This is a genomic window from Micrococcus sp. APC 4021 (assembly GCF_030407635.1).
GTDB lineage: Bacteria > Actinomycetota > Actinomycetes > Actinomycetales > Micrococcaceae > Micrococcus > Micrococcus luteus.
This window is the reverse complement of the sequence record NZ_JASDCZ010000205.1, coordinates 1-1670: the sequence shown is the minus strand read 5'-3', so window position 1 is coordinate 1670 and position 1670 is coordinate 1. Positions and strand designations below refer to the sequence as shown.

The window sequence follows — 1670 nt, the reverse complement described above, 5'->3', positions numbered from 1 at the left end:
ACTTCCATCCTGCGGGAGAGGCCCACTCGTCTCATCTCAGCCGGCGCCTCGTGGCAAGAACCTCATGACCCACAACAACTAGCCTCCCCACCATGAAGATCGGTTTCCGCACACCCTCCCTCACGAAGTCCCTCAGGGCCCGCACCACGGGCCGCGCCACGCGCGCGATCAAGCGCCAGGTCATCCCCGGCTACGGCCGCAAGGGGATGGGCTGGCTGCGCGATCCGAAGCGCGCCGCCCGCAACGCGGTCTACAAGCGCACCACGTTCGGCCTCGGCGACGTCCTGCGGATGTTCCGATGAGCGCGCCCGGCAGCATCACCGCCGACGACGCTCGCGGCCTCGCCACACACCGCGCCCCCGGCGCCGTCGAGCTCGTCGAGCCGCCCCGCGAAGCTGTGGAGTGGATGGCCTCACCCGCCCCCGCGACCGACCTCTGGTGGACCGCCACCGTCCGCGGCGAGGAGGACCCGGGCTGGCACCGGCTGGAGAGCACGTCCCAGATCGCGGACCTGGTGCACGCCCTCACCGACCCGCGGGACAAGCTGATCCTCGAGGACGAGCCGCCCACCCGGTACGCGCAGATCATGCTGCTCGGCGACGGCCTGTTCATGGTCGAGATTGCCAAGCGGTTCGAGGGGCTCGGGGCCTACAACTGGCGGATCGGCCGGGGCCGGGGCGCGGACGAGGCCGCCAACGATCCCCAGGACCTCGTCCAGCCCCTGCAGGAGCTCACCGCCGCCGAGACCATCGAGGTCCTCGTCAGCTGGGCACAGGGCCACGGCCTCCCGCTGCCCTACGGGGCGGCCCTGCGCACCTACGGCACCCCGCCGGATCCGGGGTTGGGCGTCTGACCGTGCCGAACGACGCCGGGCCGCCGTCTCCGCCGCCGGACGCCACCGGGCATCATGGCCCCATGACGTCCGCTCTCAACCGCCTCGAGCATCTCGCCGCCCTCCCACCTCACACCGCGATCGACCCAGCCGAGCTTGCTGTGGCCCTCACGGGGGTGCCAGAGCTCGGGGGTTGGCGCGTCACGCCGTCGTCGACACCCGCCGACACCACCCCACCCGAGCTCGCCGTCACCTACGCCACCGGCGACTTCGCCACCGCCCTCGCCCTGGCGAACCGGATCGGGGAGGCCGCCGAGGCCGCCGACCACCACCCGGACCTGACCGTCTCCTACGGCCGGCTCACCGTGGGCATGCACAGCCACGACGTCCGCGCCCTCACCTCCCGCGACGTCCGCCTGGCCCGCACCGTCGCCCGCCTCGCCAGCGAGGTCCTCGCCCCCCACGCCCTCGCCGCGTACGGCACCCTGGCGCCCGGCCGCTCGAACGCGCACGTCATGGACGGTGTGCGCGGCACCTGGATCCCCGGCACCCTCCGCGGCACGTTCCACGCCAGCGGCACCGATGCGGCCACCGGCTACCCGGGGATCGTCCTCGCCGGCACCGCGCCCGCGCACGCGACCACCGACGTCCCCGCCCAGGTGCTCGTGTCCGCCGACCTCCCGGACCACTGGGACCGCCTCGACGCCTTCGAGGGCGCCGGCTACCGGCGGGTGCCCGCCGTCGTCGCCCTGGAGGACGACGACGCCGTCCGCCCCGCCTTCGTCTACGAGCTGGTGCCCGATGCCGTCCCCCCGTCCGCCTGAGCCCCCCGCCATGA

General features: G+C 73.8%; 3 protein-coding genes. All 3 read left to right on the top strand.

Annotated features, from left to right (window positions below):
* Positions 1 to 92: 92 nt before the first annotated feature.
* The 3 genes from QL983_RS11185 (at position 93) to QL983_RS11175 (ending at position 1656) form a co-directional block, all read left to right on the top strand.
* Positions 93 to 302: a hypothetical protein gene (locus QL983_RS11185; RefSeq protein WP_036317562.1), complete on the top strand. Its 210-nt coding sequence runs from the start codon at positions 93 to 95 to the stop codon at positions 300 to 302.
* Positions 299 to 853 carry a hypothetical protein gene (locus tag QL983_RS11180; protein WP_144918916.1) on the top strand — a complete coding sequence of 185 codons (555 nt, stop codon included), beginning with the start codon at positions 299 to 301 and terminating at the stop codon, positions 851 to 853. Before QL983_RS11185 ends, QL983_RS11180 begins: the two co-directional genes overlap by 4 nt.
* A gap of 62 nt (positions 854 to 915) precedes the next feature.
* Positions 916 to 1656, top strand: coding sequence for a 4a-hydroxytetrahydrobiopterin dehydratase (locus QL983_RS11175; RefSeq protein WP_141762455.1), 741 nt, complete (start codon positions 916 to 918; stop codon positions 1654 to 1656).
* Positions 1657 to 1670: the final 14 nt, after the last annotated feature.

Bases quoted from the DNA above. Each gene is read 5' to 3' on its own strand.
- QL983_RS11185 (WP_036317562.1), top strand. From the start codon at position 93: ATGAAGATCGGTTTCCGCACACCCTCCCTCACGAAGTCCCTCAGGGCC.
- QL983_RS11180 (WP_144918916.1), top strand. From the start codon at position 299: ATGAGCGCGCCCGGCAGCATCACCGCCGACGACGCTCGCGGCCTCGCC.
- QL983_RS11175 (WP_141762455.1), top strand. From the start codon at position 916: ATGACGTCCGCTCTCAACCGCCTCGAGCATCTCGCCGCCCTCCCACCT.